The sequence below is a fragment of the uncultured Pseudoteredinibacter sp. genome (assembly GCF_947500695.1).
GTDB lineage: Bacteria > Pseudomonadota > Gammaproteobacteria > Pseudomonadales > Cellvibrionaceae > Pseudoteredinibacter.
In genome coordinates this window covers 155163-175832 of record NZ_CANMSS010000011.1, presented here as the reverse complement: position 1 = coordinate 175832, position 20670 = coordinate 155163, and the positions used below count along the sequence as shown (strand labels likewise).

The 20670-nt window shown below is 46.4% G+C and carries 18 protein-coding genes; 7 read left to right on the top strand and 11 right to left on the bottom strand.

Annotation, left to right across the window (positions count from 1 at the left end; genetic code table 11):
- Nucleotides 1–425 precede the first annotated feature (425 nt).
- Both Q1A08_RS18055 and Q1A08_RS18050 read left to right on the top strand, forming a co-directional pair.
- Nucleotides 426–1559, top strand: a complete 1134-nt coding sequence (locus Q1A08_RS18055; RefSeq protein WP_299775503.1) for an LLM class flavin-dependent oxidoreductase — start codon at nucleotides 426–428, stop codon at nucleotides 1557–1559.
- Between the two features lie 99 nt (nucleotides 1560–1658).
- On the top strand, nucleotides 1659–2879 hold the full coding sequence (locus Q1A08_RS18050; protein ID WP_299775501.1) for an FAD-dependent oxidoreductase: 1221 nt from the start codon (nucleotides 1659–1661) through the stop codon (nucleotides 2877–2879).
- Here the strand turns inward: Q1A08_RS18050 and Q1A08_RS18045 are convergent.
- The 4 genes from Q1A08_RS18045 to Q1A08_RS18030 all read right to left on the bottom strand — a co-directional run bounded on the left by Q1A08_RS18045 (nucleotide 2876) and on the right by Q1A08_RS18030 (nucleotide 7137).
- Complete coding sequence (locus Q1A08_RS18045; RefSeq protein WP_299775499.1) at nucleotides 2876–3481, bottom strand: pyridoxamine 5'-phosphate oxidase family protein; 606 nt, start codon at nucleotides 3479–3481, stop codon at nucleotides 2876–2878. The genes Q1A08_RS18050 and Q1A08_RS18045 overlap by 4 nt on opposite strands.
- A 12-nt stretch (nucleotides 3482–3493) precedes the next feature.
- On the bottom strand, nucleotides 3494–4639 hold the full coding sequence (locus tag Q1A08_RS18040; protein WP_299775497.1) for a hemolysin family protein: 1146 nt from the start codon (nucleotides 4637–4639) through the stop codon (nucleotides 3494–3496).
- A 120-nt stretch (nucleotides 4640–4759) separates the two neighbouring features.
- Nucleotides 4760–6517: a GGDEF and EAL domain-containing protein gene (locus tag Q1A08_RS18035; protein ID WP_299775495.1), complete on the bottom strand. Its 1758-nt coding sequence runs from the start codon at nucleotides 6515–6517 to the stop codon at nucleotides 4760–4762.
- A 17-nt stretch (nucleotides 6518–6534) separates the two neighbouring features.
- On the bottom strand, nucleotides 6535–7137 hold the full coding sequence (locus tag Q1A08_RS18030) for a cysteine hydrolase family protein (protein WP_299775493.1): 603 nt from the start codon (nucleotides 7135–7137) through the stop codon (nucleotides 6535–6537).
- 568 nt (nucleotides 7138–7705) lie between these two features.
- On the opposite strand from Q1A08_RS18030, the gene Q1A08_RS18025 reads away from it, so the two are divergent.
- Both Q1A08_RS18025 and Q1A08_RS18020 read left to right on the top strand, forming a co-directional pair.
- Nucleotides 7706–9343, top strand: a complete 1638-nt coding sequence (locus Q1A08_RS18025) for a FecR domain-containing protein (RefSeq protein ID WP_299775491.1) — start codon at nucleotides 7706–7708, stop codon at nucleotides 9341–9343.
- Between the two features lie 12 nt (nucleotides 9344–9355).
- Nucleotides 9356–11800: an EAL domain-containing protein gene (locus Q1A08_RS18020; protein ID WP_299775489.1), complete on the top strand. Its 2445-nt coding sequence runs from the start codon at nucleotides 9356–9358 to the stop codon at nucleotides 11798–11800.
- Nucleotides 11801–11809: 9 nt separating this feature from the next.
- On the opposite strand, the gene Q1A08_RS18015 is transcribed toward Q1A08_RS18020, so the two are convergent.
- Both Q1A08_RS18015 and Q1A08_RS18010 read right to left on the bottom strand, forming a co-directional pair.
- Nucleotides 11810–12955, bottom strand: a complete 1146-nt coding sequence (locus Q1A08_RS18015; RefSeq protein ID WP_299775487.1) for an alkylhydroperoxidase-related (seleno)protein — start codon at nucleotides 12953–12955, stop codon at nucleotides 11810–11812.
- Between the two features lie 171 nt (nucleotides 12956–13126).
- Nucleotides 13127–14038, bottom strand: a complete 912-nt coding sequence (locus Q1A08_RS18010; RefSeq protein WP_299775485.1) for a permease — start codon at nucleotides 14036–14038, stop codon at nucleotides 13127–13129.
- A gap of 214 nt (nucleotides 14039–14252) precedes the next feature.
- Between Q1A08_RS18010 and Q1A08_RS18005 the strand changes: the two genes are divergently transcribed.
- Nucleotides 14253–14543, top strand: a complete 291-nt coding sequence (locus Q1A08_RS18005; protein ID WP_299775483.1) for a metalloregulator ArsR/SmtB family transcription factor — start codon at nucleotides 14253–14255, stop codon at nucleotides 14541–14543.
- A gap of 36 nt (nucleotides 14544–14579) precedes the next feature.
- Here Q1A08_RS18005 and Q1A08_RS18000 read toward each other — a convergent pair whose 3' ends face one another.
- From Q1A08_RS18000 to Q1A08_RS17990, 3 genes are read right to left on the bottom strand one after another with little or no spacing between them, the layout of a single operon-like run.
- The gene (locus Q1A08_RS18000) at nucleotides 14580–16028 is read right to left on the bottom strand and encodes a glycosyltransferase family 39 protein (protein ID WP_299775482.1); all 1449 of its coding nucleotides are present in this window, start codon (nucleotides 16026–16028) and stop codon (nucleotides 14580–14582) included.
- Nucleotides 16028–17020, bottom strand: coding sequence for a glycosyltransferase family 2 protein (locus tag Q1A08_RS17995; RefSeq protein WP_299775480.1), 993 nt, complete (start codon nucleotides 17018–17020; stop codon nucleotides 16028–16030). Before Q1A08_RS17995 ends, Q1A08_RS18000 begins: the two co-directional genes overlap by 1 nt.
- 19 nt (nucleotides 17021–17039) lie before the next feature.
- Nucleotides 17040–17399, bottom strand: coding sequence for a GtrA family protein (locus Q1A08_RS17990; protein ID WP_299775478.1), 360 nt, complete (start codon nucleotides 17397–17399; stop codon nucleotides 17040–17042).
- A gap of 146 nt (nucleotides 17400–17545) precedes the next feature.
- Between Q1A08_RS17990 and Q1A08_RS17985 the strand changes: the two genes are divergently transcribed.
- Both Q1A08_RS17985 and Q1A08_RS17980 read left to right on the top strand, forming a co-directional pair.
- Nucleotides 17546–18226 (top strand): response regulator transcription factor, encoded by a 681-nt coding sequence (locus Q1A08_RS17985; RefSeq protein WP_299775476.1) that lies wholly within the window; start codon nucleotides 17546–17548, stop codon nucleotides 18224–18226.
- Complete coding sequence (locus Q1A08_RS17980) at nucleotides 18210–19433, top strand: HAMP domain-containing sensor histidine kinase (RefSeq protein WP_299775474.1); 1224 nt, start codon at nucleotides 18210–18212, stop codon at nucleotides 19431–19433. Before Q1A08_RS17985 ends, Q1A08_RS17980 begins: the two co-directional genes overlap by 17 nt.
- 15 nt (nucleotides 19434–19448) lie before the next feature.
- Here the strand turns inward: Q1A08_RS17980 and Q1A08_RS17975 are convergent, their stop codons facing one another.
- On the bottom strand, nucleotides 19449–19844 hold the full coding sequence (locus tag Q1A08_RS17975) for an energy transducer TonB (protein ID WP_299775472.1): 396 nt from the start codon (nucleotides 19842–19844) through the stop codon (nucleotides 19449–19451).
- Nucleotides 19845–20019: 175 nt separating this feature from the next.
- On the bottom strand, nucleotides 20020–20631 hold the full coding sequence (locus Q1A08_RS17970; protein WP_299775470.1) for an energy transducer TonB: 612 nt from the start codon (nucleotides 20629–20631) through the stop codon (nucleotides 20020–20022).
- Nucleotides 20632–20670: the final 39 nt, after the last annotated feature.

The following is a 20670-nucleotide window of genomic DNA, read 5'->3' as shown; positions in this document are numbered from 1 at the left end:
TAACCTTTTAAGCTCGCCGCTGCAGATACATCTCGGCTCCGAAGAGCGGGGTCAGAACCCGCGGGTTCTGACCCCTGATGTCTGCACGATTTTTAAGTACACACCTAAGTGCGCCGAAGCTTCATATAGGTAACCTTTCAAGCCCGCCGCTGCAGATACATCACGGCTCCGAAGAGCGGGGTCAGAACCCGCGGGTTCTGACCCCTGATGCCTGCACGATTTTTAAGTACACACCTAAGTGCAGCGAAGCTTCATATAGGTAACCTTTCAAGCCCGCCGCTGCAGATACATCACAGCACCGAAGAACAGGGTCAGAACCCGCGGGTTCTGACCCCAGTTTGGGATCTTTCATCAGCCAACATCTATACAAATATTCACTTCCACCCTATAATCGAACGAACGTTCATACCATTAGAGGATTAGCAATGAAGGCCCATATACTTGTACAGCCCTATATGCGCAGCAAAGGTGAAGATGTCGAGCTTCCTGGTGGCGACCCAGATCGCTTTGAAACGCTGCTACAGCGCACCACAGAACAGATGCAATTCGCCGACCAAAATGGCTTTGCTGGCTTCTGTATGACCGAGCACCACTTTCAAGTTGAGGGTATCGAAACCACTACCAATCCACTACTGTGGAACCTGCACATTGCCCAACACACTGAGAACCTAATGGTTGGCCAGGTAGGCATGGCACTGACCGCCCACCACCCAATGCGCCTAGCAGAAGACTTGGCCATGCTGGACCACATGACTAATGGTCGCCTCTTCTGTGGCTTCGTGCGTGGCAACACCCCGCGTTGGCTTAACAATTTATCCCAGTACTTGGATATCACTACCACCCAGTCCGATCGTTCAAAAGCAGATGCCCGAAATCGCCGTTTGATGGAGGAGTCTTGGCAGGTGATCAAAAAAGCCTGGACCAATAAAACCTTTAACCACTATGGCGAGTTCTGGGACATCCCCCCAACTGACATCACTTGGCCATTCCCGCCAACCAAAGCCTGGGGCGGAGAAGGCGCACTGGATGAGAACGACCGCCTGAAAAAGACCGGCATCGTACCTCGCCCGCGGGTTCGTGAAGGCCGTGATTTTCCACCGCTGTATGTGCCTTTCTCGTGGTCAATGGAAACCGCTAAGTTCTGGGCCAAAGAAGGGGCCAAGCTGGTTGCTTTTGTAGCCAAAGAAGAATTTATCGATATGACCATGGACCTGTATATCGAGGAAGCCCACAAACATGGTCACACCGAATGCACCGTAGGTAACACTTTGGTGCTCGGGGGCCACTTAACCATTGGTTCAAACGAAGCCCAAGCTGAACAGCACTATCGCGATTTCGAAGAGCTGTTTAACTTTGCCTACAATGCTCCGCCGTACAATGTACCAATGGGCCGTGTTTGGAAAGGCACCGTCAACCAGGTTATTGATCAAGTTGGTGCATTAAAAGAAAAGTATGGCACTGAAGAATTTGTATGCTGGCACCATGTTGGTTACTTTGAGCAGGAAGAAGAACTAGAAATGCTGGATAACTTCTCCCAGGTTATTAAAGCCGTTTCTTAGTAAATGCCTAGGCCGGGCTGTTTTGCCCGGCCTATTTACGTCTTTGCTAGTTTCTCTCTAGCCCTCTGAAAACATCAAAACCTACTCGGAATTTTTAGCATGCATTGTGTAATTGTCGGCGCCTCTCACGCTGCGGCGCAGCTAGTCGCCAGTTTAAGACAACTTGACTGGACCGGTCCTATAACTCTTATCGGCGAAGAAGCCTTGCTTCCCTATCAACGGCCACCATTATCCAAAGCATTTTTAAGTGGTGAGCTCGCAGAAGACAAATTACTGATTCGTCCGGCGTCAGCATACGAAAAGCTGGATGTGACTCTGAGGCTTGCTTGCAAAGTAATCAGTATTGATCGCGGCCACAAGAAACTAGAGCTCAGCGATGGCGAGCTTCTAAACTACGACAAGCTAGTTCTATGTACCGGCGCTCGACCTAGACTTCTCCCATTAAGCGGCGCTCATCTTCCAGAAGTACACTATCTGCGCAGTGCCGAGGACAGCAAATGCATACAAAAGCAATTTAAGAAAAATATGCGCGTTGTCGTCATCGGTGGCGGCTATATAGGATTAGAAACCGCCGCCTCGCTCAACAAACTTGGAGCCGACGTTACCGTATTGGAAGCGGGCGATCGAATTCTGCAACGTGTTACCGCTAGCGAAGTTTCTGATTTTTATTGCAACAAACACCAGAGTGAAGGCGTAAAAGTCCTCAACAAGGTTCAATTGGAATCCATCAAGGGTGAACATAAAGTCGAGGCTGTACTTTGCGCCGATGGTCGAGAGCTGTCAGCAGATATGGTTATTATTGGTATCGGCGTCATACCCAATACCGAGCTCGCCGAAGCGGCAGGCTTAAGTATCGATAACGGTATCGTTGTTGACGAGCAAGGCCGCAGCAGCGATATGGATATATTCTCAGCCGGCGATTGCTGCTCATACCCACACCCCAAGCTCAATAGGCAGGTTCGCCTAGAGTCGGTACCCAGCGCCAATGATACGGCACGAGTTATTGCGTCCACTCTTTGTAATAAACCCCTACCAAGTATCGAACACCCTTGGTTTTGGTCAGACCAATATGACGTAAAACTGCAAATAGCTGGTTTTAATATGGGCTATAGCGACTACGTAGTGCGTGGCGATCCAAAGGAAGAAAACTTTAGCGTCTGGTATTTCAAGGCGAAGCGCTTAATTGCCGCAGATTGTATCAACCGCCCGAAAGATTTTATGACAGCAAAACAATTATTAAAATCAGACATCTCGCCTACGCAAGAGCAAATTAGCAATGAGCAGCTAGATCTTAAGAACTTATTAAGTCTTGGCGGCTAGATGTCTTTCTTATAACGCTCAATCATCTGTTCTTGGGTTTCGGTTTCTCCGCCCAAGTTCAACTGCTCTTTTATCATCCGCCCCATAGTAGGAAAACGAGAGCGTTCGATTTGTGATTGCACGTCCCACAAGCTAGAACGCATCAGAGCCTTTGCACAATGCAAAAAGACCTCTTCAATCTGCAAAACAACACAACTTATGGCAGGCTTAGCTTGATCTTCAAAATAGGAAAGATAACTTTGATCGGCACTGATGCTTGCACGACCGTTAACCCTAAGAGTTTCATCAACCCCCGGGATCAGGAATAAACAACCCGCCCTCTTCGTCTCTACGATGTTCACCAGACTATCAATGCGATTATTCCCTTTAGCATCAGGAATCAGAATACAGTTCTCGTCTTTAACATGAACAAAACCAGGCGAGCCTCCGCGCGGGGAACAATCTAACTTCCCCGCAGCATTACTCGTAGAGAGCAACATAAAAGGCGAGTGAGCGATAAAGTTAATTGCATGTTTTTCCAAACTAGGCAGCTGCTTGTCCTTGGCCCTCCCAGTTGGAAAGCCATATATCTCACGCAACTCTTCTTCTGTTTGAATAAACATGATTATCCCGTTTTAATCTGTTTTATTGTTACCTTGGTCGCCGTTATCTTGCGCACTGTTATTTTGGCCATCGTCATCTTGATCACTAGCCAAGTCATCAGAGAGGCCACTATCATCAATGATTTTATCGTGGGCTTCGCTACGCTCTTTCCATAACTGCTGCGCCTTCACTTGCATATCACTGACGCGGTCATGCTCATCAACTATCTCCACGCCAATCAAAGATTCCAGTAAATCTTCTAGGGTGACAATACCTTGCACAGCTCCATACTCATCAACAATCAAAGCTATATGCTCACGGCGTTGCAGCAAGTTTTGAAACAAGCTAGGGGCCGCTAGAGTTTCAGGAACGGTATAAAGAGATTTGATAAGTTTACCCACGCGATAGTCATGCCCAAGGCGGTGATAGGCTAACATCAGGTCATTTTTATGGACATAGCCCACCACATCATCACCATCTTCATCAAAGACTAAGACCCGCGAAAAGGGTACTGAGCCATGCTCTGAAAGGTAGTCATCCACTGTGATATCTTTATGCACCTTAAAGAGCACAGTCTGTGGCGTCATAATATCGGTTAGGCTAGCGGTTCTAAAGTTTAATAAGCTTCGAATGGTATCGCTTTCATCTTGGTTTAAGGCGCCAGCCTCTGAACCCAGCTCAGCCATTACTTCAATTTCTTGACGAATAAAGTGGGCTTCATCTTCCTTTTTGCCGATCAGGCGAGTCAGGCGATCTGACATCCAAACAAATGGCTTAAATACCTTTACCAAGAAAACCAAGCTCAAAGATACGATGGGTGTTAGTCCGCGCCAATAACTGGCTCCCAAGGTCTTAGGAATAATCTCAGAGAGCACCAATACCAGCAAGGTCATAATGGCTGAGGCGATTCCGACTGCCGCATCTGAAAATACTGCGGCTGCTTGTGCCCCCACACCTGCAGCACCCGCCGTATGGGCAACCGTATTTAGAGTCAGAATCGCAGCCAACGGCTGATCAATATTGTCCTTTAAGGACTGCACTCGATTGGCCAATGCTTCATTTTCTTTACGCAGCACCCCTATATAGCTTGGGGTAATACTTAAAAGCACCGCTTCCATGACCGAACACAAGAATGAAATAGCGATAGCCAGCACCATAAAGGTGATTAGTAACAACAAGGCAGTTTCTCCTGAGATGAAACAGAACTGAATTTGGGCACACCATACCACCATCCCGGCAGGCGTCCAAACACGGATCAGCGAATAAGCAATCGGAGAAAGAGCGAGAGAAAAGAAAGACTAGCTACGCTGCAGCAAGTACTCAGCAAATTGATCCGCAGAGATAGCCGGACTAAACAAATAGCCTTGGTAGAGCTCGCAGCCTAGAGCCTTTAAAAACTGGCACTGCTCTTCGGATTCTACACCTTCAGCTACAGAGCTCAGCTTAAGGTGCTTAGACATCAGCAAGGTGGATTGCACGATCGCACTATCGTAACCGTTGTCGGGCAGGCCTTGCACAAAGCTACGATCCAGCTTAATGGTATCGATGGGTAAATGTTTCAAATAAGACAGGGAAGAATAGCCCGTACCAAAGTCATCTAAGGCTATCTTTACACCAATATCTTTTAAGGCACGCATCTTCGCTATCGCGCTATGGACATTGTTTAACGCTGTTGTCTCGGTGATTTCAATTTCCAAACACTCGCCGGGTATATCAAAGCGCTGAAGGGAGCGTCGAACATCGTCAGCAAACTCAGGGTTTTGAAACTGGCCTGCACTGGCATTAACCGATAGGCTTAAGCTCTCGTAGCCCATTTTTCTCCATGCACTCAGCTGTGCCAGAGACTGATCCAGCACCCATTGCCCGAGAGGTTTAATAAGATCACTGTTTTCCAGCTCGTGGATGAAATCTTTCGGGATTAGCAAACCACGCTGTGGATGCTGCCAACGCAGAAGCACCTCAGCTTTTTGTACTTTATTTTTATCCGCCTCGACTTGCGGCTGATAAAACACGGTAAACTGACCATAACGCTCAGCTTCGCATAACTCTCTTTGTAGTTGCTGCCTACGACTTTCTTGCTTAGCAAGCTCGGCATCATAAAACTGTATTCTATTCTTGCCAGCACGCTTTGCGTGATACATGGCAAAATCGGCTTGCTTTAAGCACTCCTCGGCAGAAATGGACTGACTATTTACTAAGGTAATACCAATACTGCATTTGATTTCATTAAATGTGCCCACATGCTTATTAATACGCGAGATTCTTTCAAGTAAGCCTCTAGCAGCCTCTGATAGATGGGCACGAGCAGTTGGATAATGACTTGCCAACTGTTCAAACAAAATAATAAATTCATCACCACCAATACGCGCTGCCAAATAATTTTCAGAAGAGCCAACTATAGGTATTTGCTGTGCGATTTCTTGCAAGACCGCATCTCCAACAGAGTGCCCATACATATCATTGACGTCTTTAAAATCATCAAGATCTAAGTACAGTAAGGCAATTGAGCGAGAGCTGCTAGGCACACAGACACTCGATAGACGCTCCATAAGTTGTCGACGATTGGCCAAGTTTGTCAAGGAGTCATGATAGGCCATATGATATATCTTCTGCTCGCTCTCTAAGCGTTCAGAAACATCTCGTATAACACCAACCACACTACTCAAGCGCCCAGTATCATCTCGCATTGCGCGGCAAGAAACCTCAACATGACGGCCGTCTCCATCGCATCGCAATAGATAGTATTGCGCCTCTAGATCAGCCAACTCACCACTAAGCAATTGCAATAAAGCCTGCTCGAAAGGTTCTGCGTCTGAGCTTCGAAAATAATTAAGAGCAGACTGCCCACGACTCTGCTCCACGCTTTGCCCCGCGAGCTCTGTCCAGGCCTGGTTCAAAAAACTCCAGGAAAGATTTTCATCTAAGTGAAAAACAACATCCTTTAGGTGATCGACTAGATGTGCGTAATGACGCTGAGAACTTTGCAGCTCTTCTATCAAACGAGTTTGAGCCTGAGCTAGAAGTTCATTTTGTAGCGTGCTTTTGCTGCTGGACATTTGGCGCACCTAAACGCTTAGGCGCATAGTTGCGCGATTACTGCTTTGCTATCGATAACATTGGCATACAGAGGCATGATTTCTTTTGCAAAATATTCCTGCTCGAAACTGGTTCTAGCCACCATGCAATCCTCTAGGATGTGTACTCGATAACCTAAATCGGCGGCCTCTCTTCCTGCTGTATCAATACATAAAGAGGTTACCGCACCGGCGATTAACACATCGCTTACGCCTGCTCGCTGAAGGTGTTCATGCACAGAAGTATTTGAAAAGCAGTTCAGGCCCCGCTTTCCAGGCAAACTTAACATCCGCGACCCCAAGGCCATTAACTCAGGCACCGTTTGCGATCCAGGAGCGCCTCGCTTAAAAGCACCGGTATCTTTGATTATCTTTAAAATACCAACCGGCTCCACCAATTCACTATAGTCTTCGGTAAAAACGATTGGCGTATGAATAAACGGAACTGAACTGGGCTTCAAAGCCTCCAGTAAAGTTAAGGTATTGTTGAGCACTTCTTGTACTCGACTATTATCTTCTAATGCTGAATGAAGAATACCTTCAGCCGAAAAGTAATCATTCTGATAACCCACAAGAATTACTGCTGTAGTCGCTGCATCCATTGCTAACCGCCCTAAGTTTTTCTAATTAATTTAATCGCACCCTAACTCAAACAAATAGACCTTTTTACCTAAGCCTAGTGAAAGCTAATAGTCCTTTAAATTGAGGATCAAGTCTTGGTACTTTTTATTGGTTTTTTTCAAAGTTTAGCTAAAGTTTGATGGGCGGCCAGTTAGCAGGGGTAGAGAAGTCGAAATTGCACCAAAAGAAGCAAGAAAGAATCCAGCTCGGAACATAAATTAGCACTTTCAGCCTATATTCATCTTAGAGAACCCATAATGCAGGGCTTTGCCCAGTGGAAGTGCAGCTCAAGCGCCAGAGTAATTGTCTAGGCCGCGAGATCATCCGGCGTGTACTCCTTCTCAAATTAAGCTTTTGGCCGGCTTACTGAGGGCACTTTCAATGGGATTTATACCTAGTTTTGGTAGACTACGCAGCCAAATACAAGGAGAAGCAGTCTTTTTAAGGAATTTAACATTCCCTATCAAATTAGAGCTGCCAATACTTGGTCTGGCGCATAAATCACGCCCTAAAAGAAATTCAATTTAAGCGGTTTAGCTGGAATACACTATGTTGCGCAAACACCTGCGATACAAGCTTGCACTTTGCTTTTTAAGCCTGTGCTTTACACACCTTTCACTCGCTGATGAGTGGGTTTACACCGTAGTAGATGGCGACAACCTTTGGAACTTTAGTAAAAAACACCTAGATAAGGTCACCCGCTTTGAGCAATTACGCAAGATAAACAATATCAGCGATCCAACTCGAATGAAGCCAGGTTCAGTTATCCGCGTACCGATGGCTTGGATTAAATCAAACTTAGTACCTGCTCGCATTCACTCGATTACCGGCCAAGCCGAAATCGAACGAGCCCAAAGCAAAGAGCGCCTAGATGCCAGCAAAGCCATGGAAATCTACCTAGGCGATGTTATACGTACTGGCGAAAACAGCGGTGTTGCTATCCGTTTTGCAGACAACTCTATAGTTTCCATTTTTGACCAAAGCATTGTGCGATTTGATCACCTTAGCGCACACGGCAGCACAGGTATGGTGGATTCACGTATTAAGCTCCTGCAGGGCCGCTTAAGCTCAAAAGTCACCACCGCTATCGGCCCTGGCTCGCGTTTTGAAATCCACACCCCGTCCGCCATTAGTGCGGTTAGAGGCACCGCTTACCGCGCTGTCGCAAATGACAACGGCGAGGTATCCAATATCGAGGTAGTGGAAGGCAGAGTCGCTGTTGCTGGCGGCAAGTCCCAGACGCTGGTTCCGGCGGGTTTCGGCACTCAGGTAAAAGCGGGCGAAGCCCCCAGCAAACCGAAAGAGCTGCTACCAGCACCTAAATTTAAAGCCATCCCCAGCGCCATCAGACAGCTCAATTGGCGCCTAGAGTGGCATGCACTCGATGGTGCCAAAGCTTATCGAACAGAAGTCAGCGAAAACGCCGCCTTTGAAACCTTATTGTGGCAAGGTGTCAGCAAGTACAACAAAGCGGCTTTACCAGACTTGCCCGATGGCGAGTACTTTGTGCGTGTGCGCGGCATCGATGAGCTGGGCTTAGAAGGCCTCGAAAAGATGACTCAGTTCGTGCTGGATGCCAGACCTCAGCCACCACTGCCTTTGAAACCGCACAACAAACAGAGCTACCGCGCCGAATGGCCAACTCTGCAATGGACCGAATCCAGCGACGCTCAGCGATATTTACTTGAACTAGCCAGCGATCCAGAATTCAACAATTTACTGCTCAAAGAAGAAACCGAAGCCCGCCAATTCGATAGCAATGCAGTAGCAGAACTGGGCGACTTCTACTGGCGCCTAACCAGTATTACTACCGACGGAGAGCATGGCCCGGTTGGCGTCACTCGCCACTACAACGTAAAACCGATACCAAAAGAGCCCGAGACCGCCCTTGCGAGTGGCGATGATGGCAAGCTGCTGGCCAGTTGGGAAAAAACCGGCGAAGGCCAGCGCTACAAAGTGCAAATAGCCAAGGATAAAAACTTTAAGCGCATTATTGTGGATGAAACCACCGATGTACCACAGTTTGCCTTTGAGCCACACACAGGTAATCAGCGCTATATGCGTGTAAAAACTATTGAAGCCGATGGTTACGAAAGCCCTTGGGGTAGCACACAAGTTATTGAAGGCTTACCCGATAACAGCCATTGGGCGCTAATTCTTGGTATTATTGCCATTTTGATCATCTAAGCAGGCGGTAATATGCCCGGGCGAGACAGACAGACACTGGGCGTTGCAATCCTGCTTCTCGCTGGCCTCTTAATATTGGCCAGCGGGCTGCGCTATAGCAACCTCCTCAATCGCTTCGACACCCTCAGCTACGATCTACTATTGCCGGTTCAGGCACCACAGATGTCCACAGATATTGTCATCATCGATATCGATGATGCCAGCATCATGGAGCTTGGCCGCTGGCCTTGGCCCAGAAATATTCACGCCGAGTTATTGAATGTCCTCAGCCAATACGACAGCAAGGCCATTGGCCTAGATATTATTTTTTCAGAGCCCCAAGAAGCCAGTGCTGACCAAGCGCTAGCCAAGGCGATTGAAAAAAATGGCAAAACCTTTTTGATCACTGCTCCTGTTTTGCTTAGCCAAGGATCCGGGGTTAGCGAGTTATTGCCAATGGCAAGCCTTGCCGCTGGCGCGGCCGGCATTGGCCATGTGGATGTAGAGCTTGATCTTGACGGCTTAAATCGAAAGTTTCATGCCTATGGCGGCATGGGCGATGCCCATTGGCCATCAATGCCCCTGGCCATGGCACAGTTTGCAAAAGACCCAGTACCACAACTCGACAAACTGCAAAACCACAATACCGAAGGCAGAATCGTTGCTGGCTGGGTACGCAACAAGCGAGGTTTAATTCCATTCACCTTACGCCAAGATCAAGCAACACGACTTTCCTATGCCGATGTTTTACGTCAGCGAATCAAGTTAGATCAACTGAATAACAAATATCTATTCGTGGGTGTAACAGCAACCGGGATTGGGGACCGAATTGCTACCCCGTCATACCGAGAGCACGAAAGAATGCCTGGCGTAGAACTGCTCGCCCAGCAACTCAATGGTTTATTACAAGGCAAAGTGCTTCAAGAGCTAAACCCCTGGCAGCAGTGGTTAATCAGCGTTCTGATTATTTTACTGGGTGCCAGCGCTATCATGTTGGCGCCGCTGCGTTATGGTTTCTCACTTACCCTAGTTTTTATCAGCGCAAGCTTAACGCTTTCGGCAATGCTTTTAGCTAGCGGATATTGGTTTGCCCCGGCCGCTAGCATTGCTTGCCTAATGATTTGCTGGCCACTGTGGAACTTATGGCGCCTACACTACCAAGCTAAAACCCAGCAGGAGCTACAAGATAAACTGGACGAACTAAGTAGCCGCAACCCGCTTACCGAGCTACCCAACCAAGGAGCTCTCGAGCGGGAGCTTGCCAGTATTATCCAAGCTCAGAGTAGCCAGCATATCGCTTTGATTATCTGCCACTTTAATTGGAGCGATGCCAGTCACAGCATTTATGATCAGAGCTTGGGTAAAGCAGGGCTACTACAAATTACCGAGCAGCTGCGTGAAATTAATCGCCCTGGCTATTTTATGGCGCACCTTAATAGTGATGACTTCGCCTTTTTAGTTAGCGACGATCAACAAGGGCAAAATACCCTAGACTTGCTAGAGCGCTTAGATGCCAGCTTCAGCCGCCCAATTACCCGAGACCGCCAGAGCTTAATCCTATCACCAAATATGGGCATAAGTTGCTGGCCGAAAGACAGTCACGACGCTGGGGAGGCAATGCGCAACGCTTCCACCGCACTGTTCAAAGCTCGCATGGACGAAAAAGATAGCTACTGCTTTTATTCGGAAACCATCGGCCAAGAAGTACAGGCCCGCTATGAGCTGGAGCAAGCTCTGGTCCACGCTATCGACCGATTGGAATTTGAATTGCACTTTCAACCTCGCATCGACGTACGCGACTGTAGCTGCAATGGCCTTGAGGCCCTACTGCGCTGGAAGAACCCAAAACTTGGCTGGATCAGCCCCAGTAGTTTTATTCCTGTGGCTGAGCACTCGGGCATGATCTCGGTAATTGGCGACTGGGTCTTAAAGAAAGCCTGCTTCCATTTAAAACAATTGCGCGAACTGGGCCATGAAGATATTCAAATGGGCCTTAATATTTCACCCCAACAATTTTTATCCGAAAACTTTGTCAGCCGTGTGCAACTTATTGTTATGGAGCTCGGCCTTCCGCCATCGAGCCTAGAGTTTGAAGTTACCGAAAGCACATTGATGCGAGACATCGACACGGCCATGAAAGTTATGAGTCAGCTCAACGATTTTGGCATCGGCTTTACCATTGACGATTTTGGAACCGGCTATTCATCCTTAAGCCATTTAAAACAGCTACCCTATAAGCGTATTAAAATAGATCAGTCCTTTACCCAAGAAATTGATCAAAGCGCAAACGCCAGGGAAATTATTCTAAGTGTTATAGAGATGGCTAAACGCCTCGAACTTTCAATAGTTGCCGAAGGGGTAGAGCAAAACAGCCATAAAGAGTTTCTCAGCGGTAATGGCTGCCATGAGCTGCAGGGCTTTTTGTTTAGCCCCGCCCTACCTTTTGAAGAGCTGAAAGAATACCTCGCTGAGCAATAGCAGCAGTGCCTATTGCCCCTCACCCATAATACGCCGGATCTGAAACTTCACTAAAATCCAAATACTCTGCAGCAAAGAAGGGCGCTCGGTATTATTGATACCTGTCATTTCCGCTAAGCCTAGGCTCTCGGTTTTATTGCCTAATCGCCCATAGGCCATCAGGGTTTCTTCCATTGGTACTCCGGTTGGATCGCTAGTCCGATTTAAGCCATTAAATATAGCCACTACCGCGGCCAATTCCATGGCAGCTCTTTCGCCCAGCACCTCAATGAGTTTGGCGTGCTGCTCATAGGCTTTTTCGGGCTCACGATTTGCGAACTCGGTATAGTCTAAAATTAGCTCACCATGCTCGACGCCAATGTCATTCACCTCTTGGCCCTGAGGGGATTTCAAATCAACGGCATCACCGCTAGCCTTGGCCGCCATATCCAAAATCATGGTATGCCCATTGGCGCAATAAAAACACCTGTTGATCACAGAGGTGCGGGTGGCCGCAATTTCCAACTGAGTACGCGATAAAGATTTTCTGTGCCACAACTTATCGAAAAAACTATGGCCCTCCATATACATAGCATCCACCAGATCACGACGCAGGCCATTTTCAATCGGGCAGATACTTAAGGCGCGTGAAACATTCACCAACTCTTTGTTTGCAACCGCTGATTTTGTTTGGCGCACCCAAGCCCCGTTAGCCACAATATCCTCTGGGTAAGCTCTTAAGGGCTCACCATTTTGGGGCTCAGGCAAAGGCTGCAAATCTCGCCCCAGTGCCATGCAAAAGCGATCAATAGGCAACACCAAGATAATCAAGGCTACCAGCTCTACATAAGCACCCTCGCCAACTCTTTCGCAGACGGATTTACACCATTCGCCATCCAACTGCCCCGACTCAGTGCTAACGCGCTCGATGGTATCGAGCAACAGTGGGCTCAAGTATTCTTGAGATGATTCTTCGTGAGATAAATTCGACACCGCTTCACGCTGGCGGTCGTAAACTGGTCTAGGCTTCGCCGCTCGCATAGCCTCAACAATTAATTTGCGCTGCTGTGCTGTCCACCAGTAACCCGGCTCAGCCAATCGCTGCCAGACACGGTTAAACTGTAAGCAAATATCCTCACTGACAAAATGAGGAAAAGATTCAACGGAGAAATGCATTGGAGGCTCCTAGTAAGGATTACTGGGCGAGCATTGTCGCCAGCAAATTATTATTCTTAACTATTAAGGCACCTCCATTAATCAGAGCTGCCTTAAGCAGTTTAAGCCGAATCGACTCCATAGTCAGCATAAACAACTAGCAAGGCAATCTGCTCATGCCTCCAGCGGCCCTCAGAAGATCATTCCATATAGAAAACCTGAAATAATCGCCATGCTCACGATAACCAATAAAAAGGCAACAATTAGCGGACTTTTAAAAATGGATTTTAATAAAATCACCTCGGTAAGACTTGCCCCAGCACTACCGATAATCAAGGCCATTATCGCACCAAACCCCATCCCTTTAGTGACTAATACCGCACTCAATGGAATGACAGCCTCGGCTCGGATATACAGTGGGATACCAATAATCGCCGCCACAGGAATGGCGAATGGATTTTCCGCACTGGCAAATTTAGCCACCCACTCGGTGGGCATAAAACCATAAATCACCGAGCCAATCGCAATGCCCGCCATCAAATAGGGCAAAACCGTTTTAAAGTCTTGCCAAGTCGACTCCCACAATTCACGCCATAAGCTTTGTTTTTGAACTTCCTGGCCACAAGTTTGAGAACAACTATTTGAACTAGGAGCTTCATAGGACTGTGCTTTAATGTAACGCTCAAAGCCCATGGCCTCTAGAGCAATACCGGCAATTAGCGATACCCCCATCGCCATCACAAAGTAGAACAATGTTACCGACGCACCAAAGGTGGCAAAGAAAAGCGCAATAATAATTGGATTGAGTAACGGGCTGGCAAAGAGAAACACCATCATGGTTCCAAAACCCGCTTTAGCTCTTAGCAAGCCTTTTAGAAACGGGATGGTCGAACAGGAACAAAACGGGGTAATTGACCCCAGCAAGGCTGCAAAGAAGTAGCCTTTGCCTTGCTTGGCGCCCAGAATGTCTTGAATTTTCTGTGGCGGCAGCCGAGTTTGCAAATAAGCCACAGCATAGCTCACCACTAAAAACAGCAAGGTTAGCTCAGCCACCAAAAACACAAACATTTCCAAACTCGCCGCGATAGCTGACTGAGTCATCATCTTGTCCTCCTATATCTCTCAAGCTGAAACAACGATCTGCAGGCATAACTGTTAAACCGAAATAACCGCAAAACTCTAATAACTACAAAACTCTAATAACTACAAAATAATAAAACTATATTTCTGGAATTGTCGAAATATAGTTTTAAAGGAAGGCCAGGTCAAGATATTTCTGCTAATATCGAAATATCAAATACCGCAGTACAGAGACACAATGGATATCGAAATAGCCGCCAAGGCCCTAAAAGAACTCGGACACCCTATTCGCTTATCGATTTATAAGCGCTTGGTCAAAGCAGGCCAACCCGGCATGGCCGTAGGCAAGCTGCAGGAAGAGCTGAAGATACCCAACTCGACCCTATCCCACCATATAGCAAGCTTGGCCTCAGCCCAGCTACTCTCCCAAACCCGCGACGGCAGAACGCTGTATTGCCAAGCCGAATACGAGCACTTTGAAGCGCTGATCGAATTTTTACAGGCTGAATGCTGTGCTGATGAAATGTGAGCGTCATTTTAACTTTCATTTGATCAGCCCCTCGGTTCACATCTCACAGTAGTAAATGCGACTGCCATTAAGCGTGTTCTTAAGCTCGCAGGCATGCTGCAGCATACGCTCTTGAAAGGAGTAGCTCTCTCGTACGATTAAGTAAAAGCTTTGGCCGACAACACTGCTTAGCTCGGAAGGCAACTGACGAGCCTTGCCTCCACTATAGAATTCCGCCGAGTAGATGCGCCGCTGGTAGGTATAGAGCAAGTCGTCGTCTTCTTTAACTGCCTGCCAGTATTGAATAATAGGCTTTTGATTCTTCCAAGATTCAAACTTACGGCCATCAGCCAGCAATAAAGACACAGCTAGCGGTATGACTGCGGCCGAAATCATTAAATATCGAAACTTTACAGCTAAGCGCACCAAAATCACGGCCAGCAATAGAGCCAATAGAGGCAGCGCTGGCAACACGTAGGTCCACAGTATATTTCTGGACAAGGTAAAAAACATCAGCGGAGTTAATGTGCAGAAAACAAGAAATAATGTTGTGCTAGATTTAAATAGCCCGGCTAATCTTCCAAAAGGTCTAAGCTTAAAGAAAGGCAGTAGGCACCAAGGAAGACTTGATACTAAAGCGTATAACCAGATATAGCCACGCGGATGAAGGTGGGCATTACCATAGAGATCTCCACTCCAGCCCGGCTTCATAAAACGATAAATATGCTCACCCAGAAAAAAGTACTCCCAAAACCCAGGTGTTTTCCACTCTGCTATTAAATACCAAGGCATGGTGATTAGAAAAAATAAAGCCAGGCCTCTCAGCCATGGCAATAAAAGCAGCTTCGACCAAGCCTTATTGACAAGCAAAAATAGAAATACAGGAACAGAAAATAAAACCAGAGCAATTGGCCCCTTAGCAAGCATGCCTAAGGCTAAACCGATAAAACCGAGCAAGGCCAAAATATTATCTTGATATTGTACGGCACGCCAGAAACCATAGAGGGCTAACAACAAAGACACAGATAACATGGGATCGGTTAACACTGCACCAAAGGCAACAAAACCTAAACTACAACTGCTTAAGATAATTGCAGCGAGCACAGCACTTTTTTCACAGTATTCCTCTAGCCCCCAGCGAATTAACAAATAACAGCTAAGGCAGAGACAAAGAAAGGAAGGCAAGCGTAAAGCCCATTCTGATTCACCAAACATCGAGATCGACAATGCCTGCATCCAAAAAGATAAGGGCGGCTTACCCCAAAAAGGCTCACCGTAGTCAAACATTGGGGTCACCCAATCACCGAGCTCGACCATTTTTCTAGCCATTTCACCATAACGTGCCTCACTGGTGTCCAACAAGGGATACATGGCCATTAGACAAAGTCGAAATAGCAATACCACAAACAACAACAAATAGAGCGCGGACCTCTCACTTTTCAAGAAACCTGATAAATGTATTTTATTATTTACTGATAGATCAGCTCCCAGATTTGTGAATGGCATTATAATTCAAACACTTTTGGTAAATCTTTAACAGGGTAAAGCTGATCAACGAAATTTAGTTCCGAGGTATTTTCCACAAACTCACTATCAATAAAATCAGCAACTAGGTAGCCCGGACGACCCTTTATCTCTTGATAAGTAGCCCCGAGGTATTCACCGATCATAGCCAGGCCCAAGCCCAAGAAAGAGAGCAGCAATAAGGAGAAAATACCCACATTAAAACTAGTAAACCAAAGACTCAGAAGATTGATAAGCAAGCTAGAAATAAATAGTAGCGCTGCGGCAAAGCTGAAAATCCTTAGGGGTTTTCTTGATACCGACATTATGCTTTCTATCGCAAGATCACTCAGGGACCATAGATTCCACTTGGTATCCCCGGCATATCTTTCGTCACGCTTGTACTGTAACTCGATGCTATTAAAACCACACCAACTCACCATAGACTTGAAACTTCGAGAATGCTCTGAGGTAGCACGCAGGGAGCGAATAACCTCTGCGCCTATCAAACGAAAATCGCTCACCTCATTGGGATAATGCAAACGCTTATTCAACTTCGCGATAAGACGATAAAAGGCCTTGGCACTAAGCCTTTTTGCCAAACCCTCTTTGCCGCGACACTCGCGCTGCATATTGACCACATCATAGCCTGAGCGCCATGCTGAGATCATGTCGGGAATTAGTTCTGGTGGATCTTGAAGATCCGCATCAATAAGAATGATCGCTTGCCCTTTAGCATGATCGATACCAGCTTGAATTGCCGATTCTTTGCCAAAGTTACGACTGAATCGAATACCACGCACCTGCTCATGTAAGCAAAATTCAGAGATCCATTTAAAGGTCTCATCCTGGCTGCCATCGTCTATATACAGAATTTCACAGCAACCATCAGTAGAGGCCAACACGTTCATGATTCTCCCATGGAAACTCGGCAGCACAGCCTCTTCGTTATAACAAGGCACAACGATAGTGACTTCGATATGTCGTTTATTCATAAACACCTTCTTTTGGCAACTAACCATAGGACCATTGCGAATTTAAAAAATAGCCCAGCACAAACGTCGCTAAACTTGCGATAACTTGCGAGAACCATGGCCCTGCTGACAGCCCCATTATTAAAACCCACACCAACAACAAATTAACAAGGCAGGACAAACTGGCAACGAACATAAAACGCCGTAGGCTCAAGCCTTTGTTAAACTGAGACTTAAAGACATATTTTCTATTTAAAACAAATGCTTGAAGTGCCCCAGCAATAGACGCAACAACACTAGCTGAGACCGCCGACAGAAGGCCAAGTAACAGATAGAAAACAATGTAATGCATCAATGTAGCCGCAGAACTCGCGCCAAAATATAAGAAAAACTTGCCCATACTTCACCTCTTGGCGGGCAAGCCTAGCAACGATAATGTGATCCGAATGTGAACTGAAATTAAACACACTTTTTCGCAACCATTTGAAATTTTCATGGTCATAGCTCATCATTTTCTATGTGCCGTTCCTAGCAAGAGGTGTTCGAATGAGCATTACCGTACTCCTAGTAGAGGACGATCCTGAGCTGGCAGGGTCGTTAGCCGACTATCTAATGGAAGTGGGTTTCGAGATCGACTTCGCCTTTAATGGTCAAGCATGCCTAGAGCTATGTAAGGACAATAGCTATGACGTCTTGATTATGGATGTAAACATGCCGCAGATGGACGGCCTGAGTGCATGCCAAATATTGAGAGAGCAGCATGGCTTAAGCACGCCTATTATCTTCCTCACTGCACGCGATACATTAGAAGACAAACTGGCTGGCTTCGAAGCGGGTTGTGATGACTATCTAGTAAAACCCTTCGCTCCAGCCGAGCTGGCAGCAAGACTCAAAGTACTCGCGCAGCGTAAAAGCAACACTAAAGCTAGGCTTGTTCAACTTGGTGATATTGAGATCAACAAGCAAACACAGCAGGTAAAACGACAAGATAAAACCATAGAGCTGCACCATATTCAGCTTCGTTTACTGGAAACCCTAGCTCAATATGCCCCCGCACCCGTTAGCCGAGAGGTGCTTGAGAAAGAGCTCTGGCAGGGTGAGCCGCCAAACTGTGATACTTTGCGCACACATATTTATCGACTTCGAATGGCTATCGACAAGCCTTTTGATAGCCAGCTAATCAAAACCATTCACGGAAAGGGCTACCGTCTTGCTATACCCGATTAATTCCTATTTCTGGCGAGTGCTTGCCAATTTGCTGCCCTTCTCACTCTTCGTTGTTGTTTTTTACAGCGTGCTGATTGAGTTATCGATATATGGCACAGAAGATCATATTGCTCAAAGCTATCTAAAGCGAGAACTCGATCGAGTATTGCTAGAAGGGCCAAGTAAATTACCAAGCACCAGTTATTTCAAAAGTTATCGACAAAGCGAAGGAGCCATTCCCAAAGAATATTTATCTTTAGAAAGTGGCATTCATGAATTGAGCGATGACAACAATCATATCGCAGTGGCCGAGCTAACACAGCACGATGACCGAATATTTATTGTCCTAGATGAAAACCAGCTCGGCTCCATTCATCAACTGGACAACACCATACCAAGTACATTATTTGCCATTGGCAGCATTGTTCTATTTGCCAGCTTTTTTATCGCAGCAATTCTTGCTCGCACTCTAGCCAAACCGATTGTCGAGCTTGCGGAAGACGCAAGTGTTCACTGGCAACCTGGGCGAAGCTTACATGGCCAAGACCGAAAAGATGAGCTGGGGATTTTGAGCCGAGCCCTAGCGCATCTATTACAGCAAAACGCCAATCAGCTCGAAAGGGAAAAGTCGTTCACCCGCCATGCCAGCCACGAAATGCGCACCCCAGCCGCCATCATCCGAAATGCCATCTCGGTTTTACAGCTAAAAGATTTAGATGAAGATAAATACACACGTAACCTACAACGTATAAGTAATGCCGGAAATGATATTGAGACCTTAGTTGATACCTTCTTAGCATTAGGCCGAGAACATGACCAACCCGCTTCAACTCAACATTGGCAACACTGCAACTTAGAAGACATGATCCGCCATAGCGTGCTCAGACAAGAAAACATCATGACGCAAAAGAATATGACGGCAAACATGGATATCGCCCCCAACTGCAGAGTATTAGCCCACCAAGCAATGCTCAGCGTTGCCATTCACAATTTGATTAAAAACAGCGCAAATCACGGCTGCAAACAGCTAAGCATTGAAGCCAACAATGAATTTATTCGCTCATCCAACAATATCGCCGAGCAGCAGAATCGCGAAGGCTATGGTTATGGGCAGGAGATTATTAGCCGCATATGTCAGTATCATGGCTGGACAGTTACGTTTGAAGAATGTGGGGAGAATTATATTTCAGAAATTTTCTTTAAAGCAAAGTCAGATAGCGATCTGTAGCTAGCCACTTACTTATTACTGTACTAGAAACTTAATGTTGTATTCAACACCTTCAACAAATACAGGATCACCTTGCTGGTGTGGCAATGGATAGCGCAATTCCTTTATCGAAAGTATTGATGCCATTTTAAAGCCCACATGGCTACAGTTGACTGCCTTTATGTTAACAGGCTTACCCATGGGTGTTACGTCGAAGCGCATTTTACAATCACCCTCATCTTCTTTGCCGTATAGGCTCATAGGAAAGCGTGGTTTCGGCGTATTTATTGGCTCAAAGTTACTATTACCAGAATAATTAATATAAGAAACCTTAATCATGCCTTCCGAATTGTAAGGCTGGACTGGTACGCAAGCAGTTATCAAGCACAGTCCCGCGCCTGCGATGCACATTAATGCCATTTCTTGCTTCATATCGTTCCCTGAAAGTTTGTGATCTTAGCTCCCTAGGCCAAACTGTTAGTCGGGCCTAGGGAGGGTAATTTACACCTCAGCCAAATTACCCTTCTGCTCCAACCAAGTCTTACGACCGCCCGAACATTTACAGCCGTCCCAGAGCTAAACTATCGAAATGTACGTAACAAAAAACCTAAAAAGTAAAAGTCCTGCGCAAACCGTGCACACTTGATTTTTGGCCCGCAACCTCGCGCGTTCGATATTCACTCCTTGATATAGCGTCAATAGCGATCTCTTCGGCACGCTTTGATTTAGTACTATTACTTATAATCCGCAAGTTTTCAGCCTTTCCTTCATAGGTCACAGTAAACTCCAGGACCACTTGACCATTACCGATAGCTTCCTTATCACCGTCCTTAATGCCTAAGTTTCCAGGTTTTTTTAGACGATATTCTGTATATGCGTGCTCTCCTATTGGCAGATGACAAAATTCACCTCCACCCAAGTGATACATTACCGAACCGCTTTTAAAAAAAGCGTAAGGCGGCTTATAGGGGTATTGTTGTTTTTTGGATTCTACACAAACCAATACTCCAGATCGCCGGCTAAATTCCAGCTTTTTGACGCTCTGGATACTGAAGTCTTTTTCAGATATAGGATCAAGTAAAGCCAGAAGCTTATCATTGAATTCTGCCAAATCCTGCTCCGTTGTATGAACGGAACTAATCTTAATCCCTGCCGCAACTGTAGATACCGTTGAAAATATAGCCACAGTTACGAAGACAAACTTAATATAGAACTTCAATTTAAATACCTTATATTATTACCATACGCCAAGCGCAAA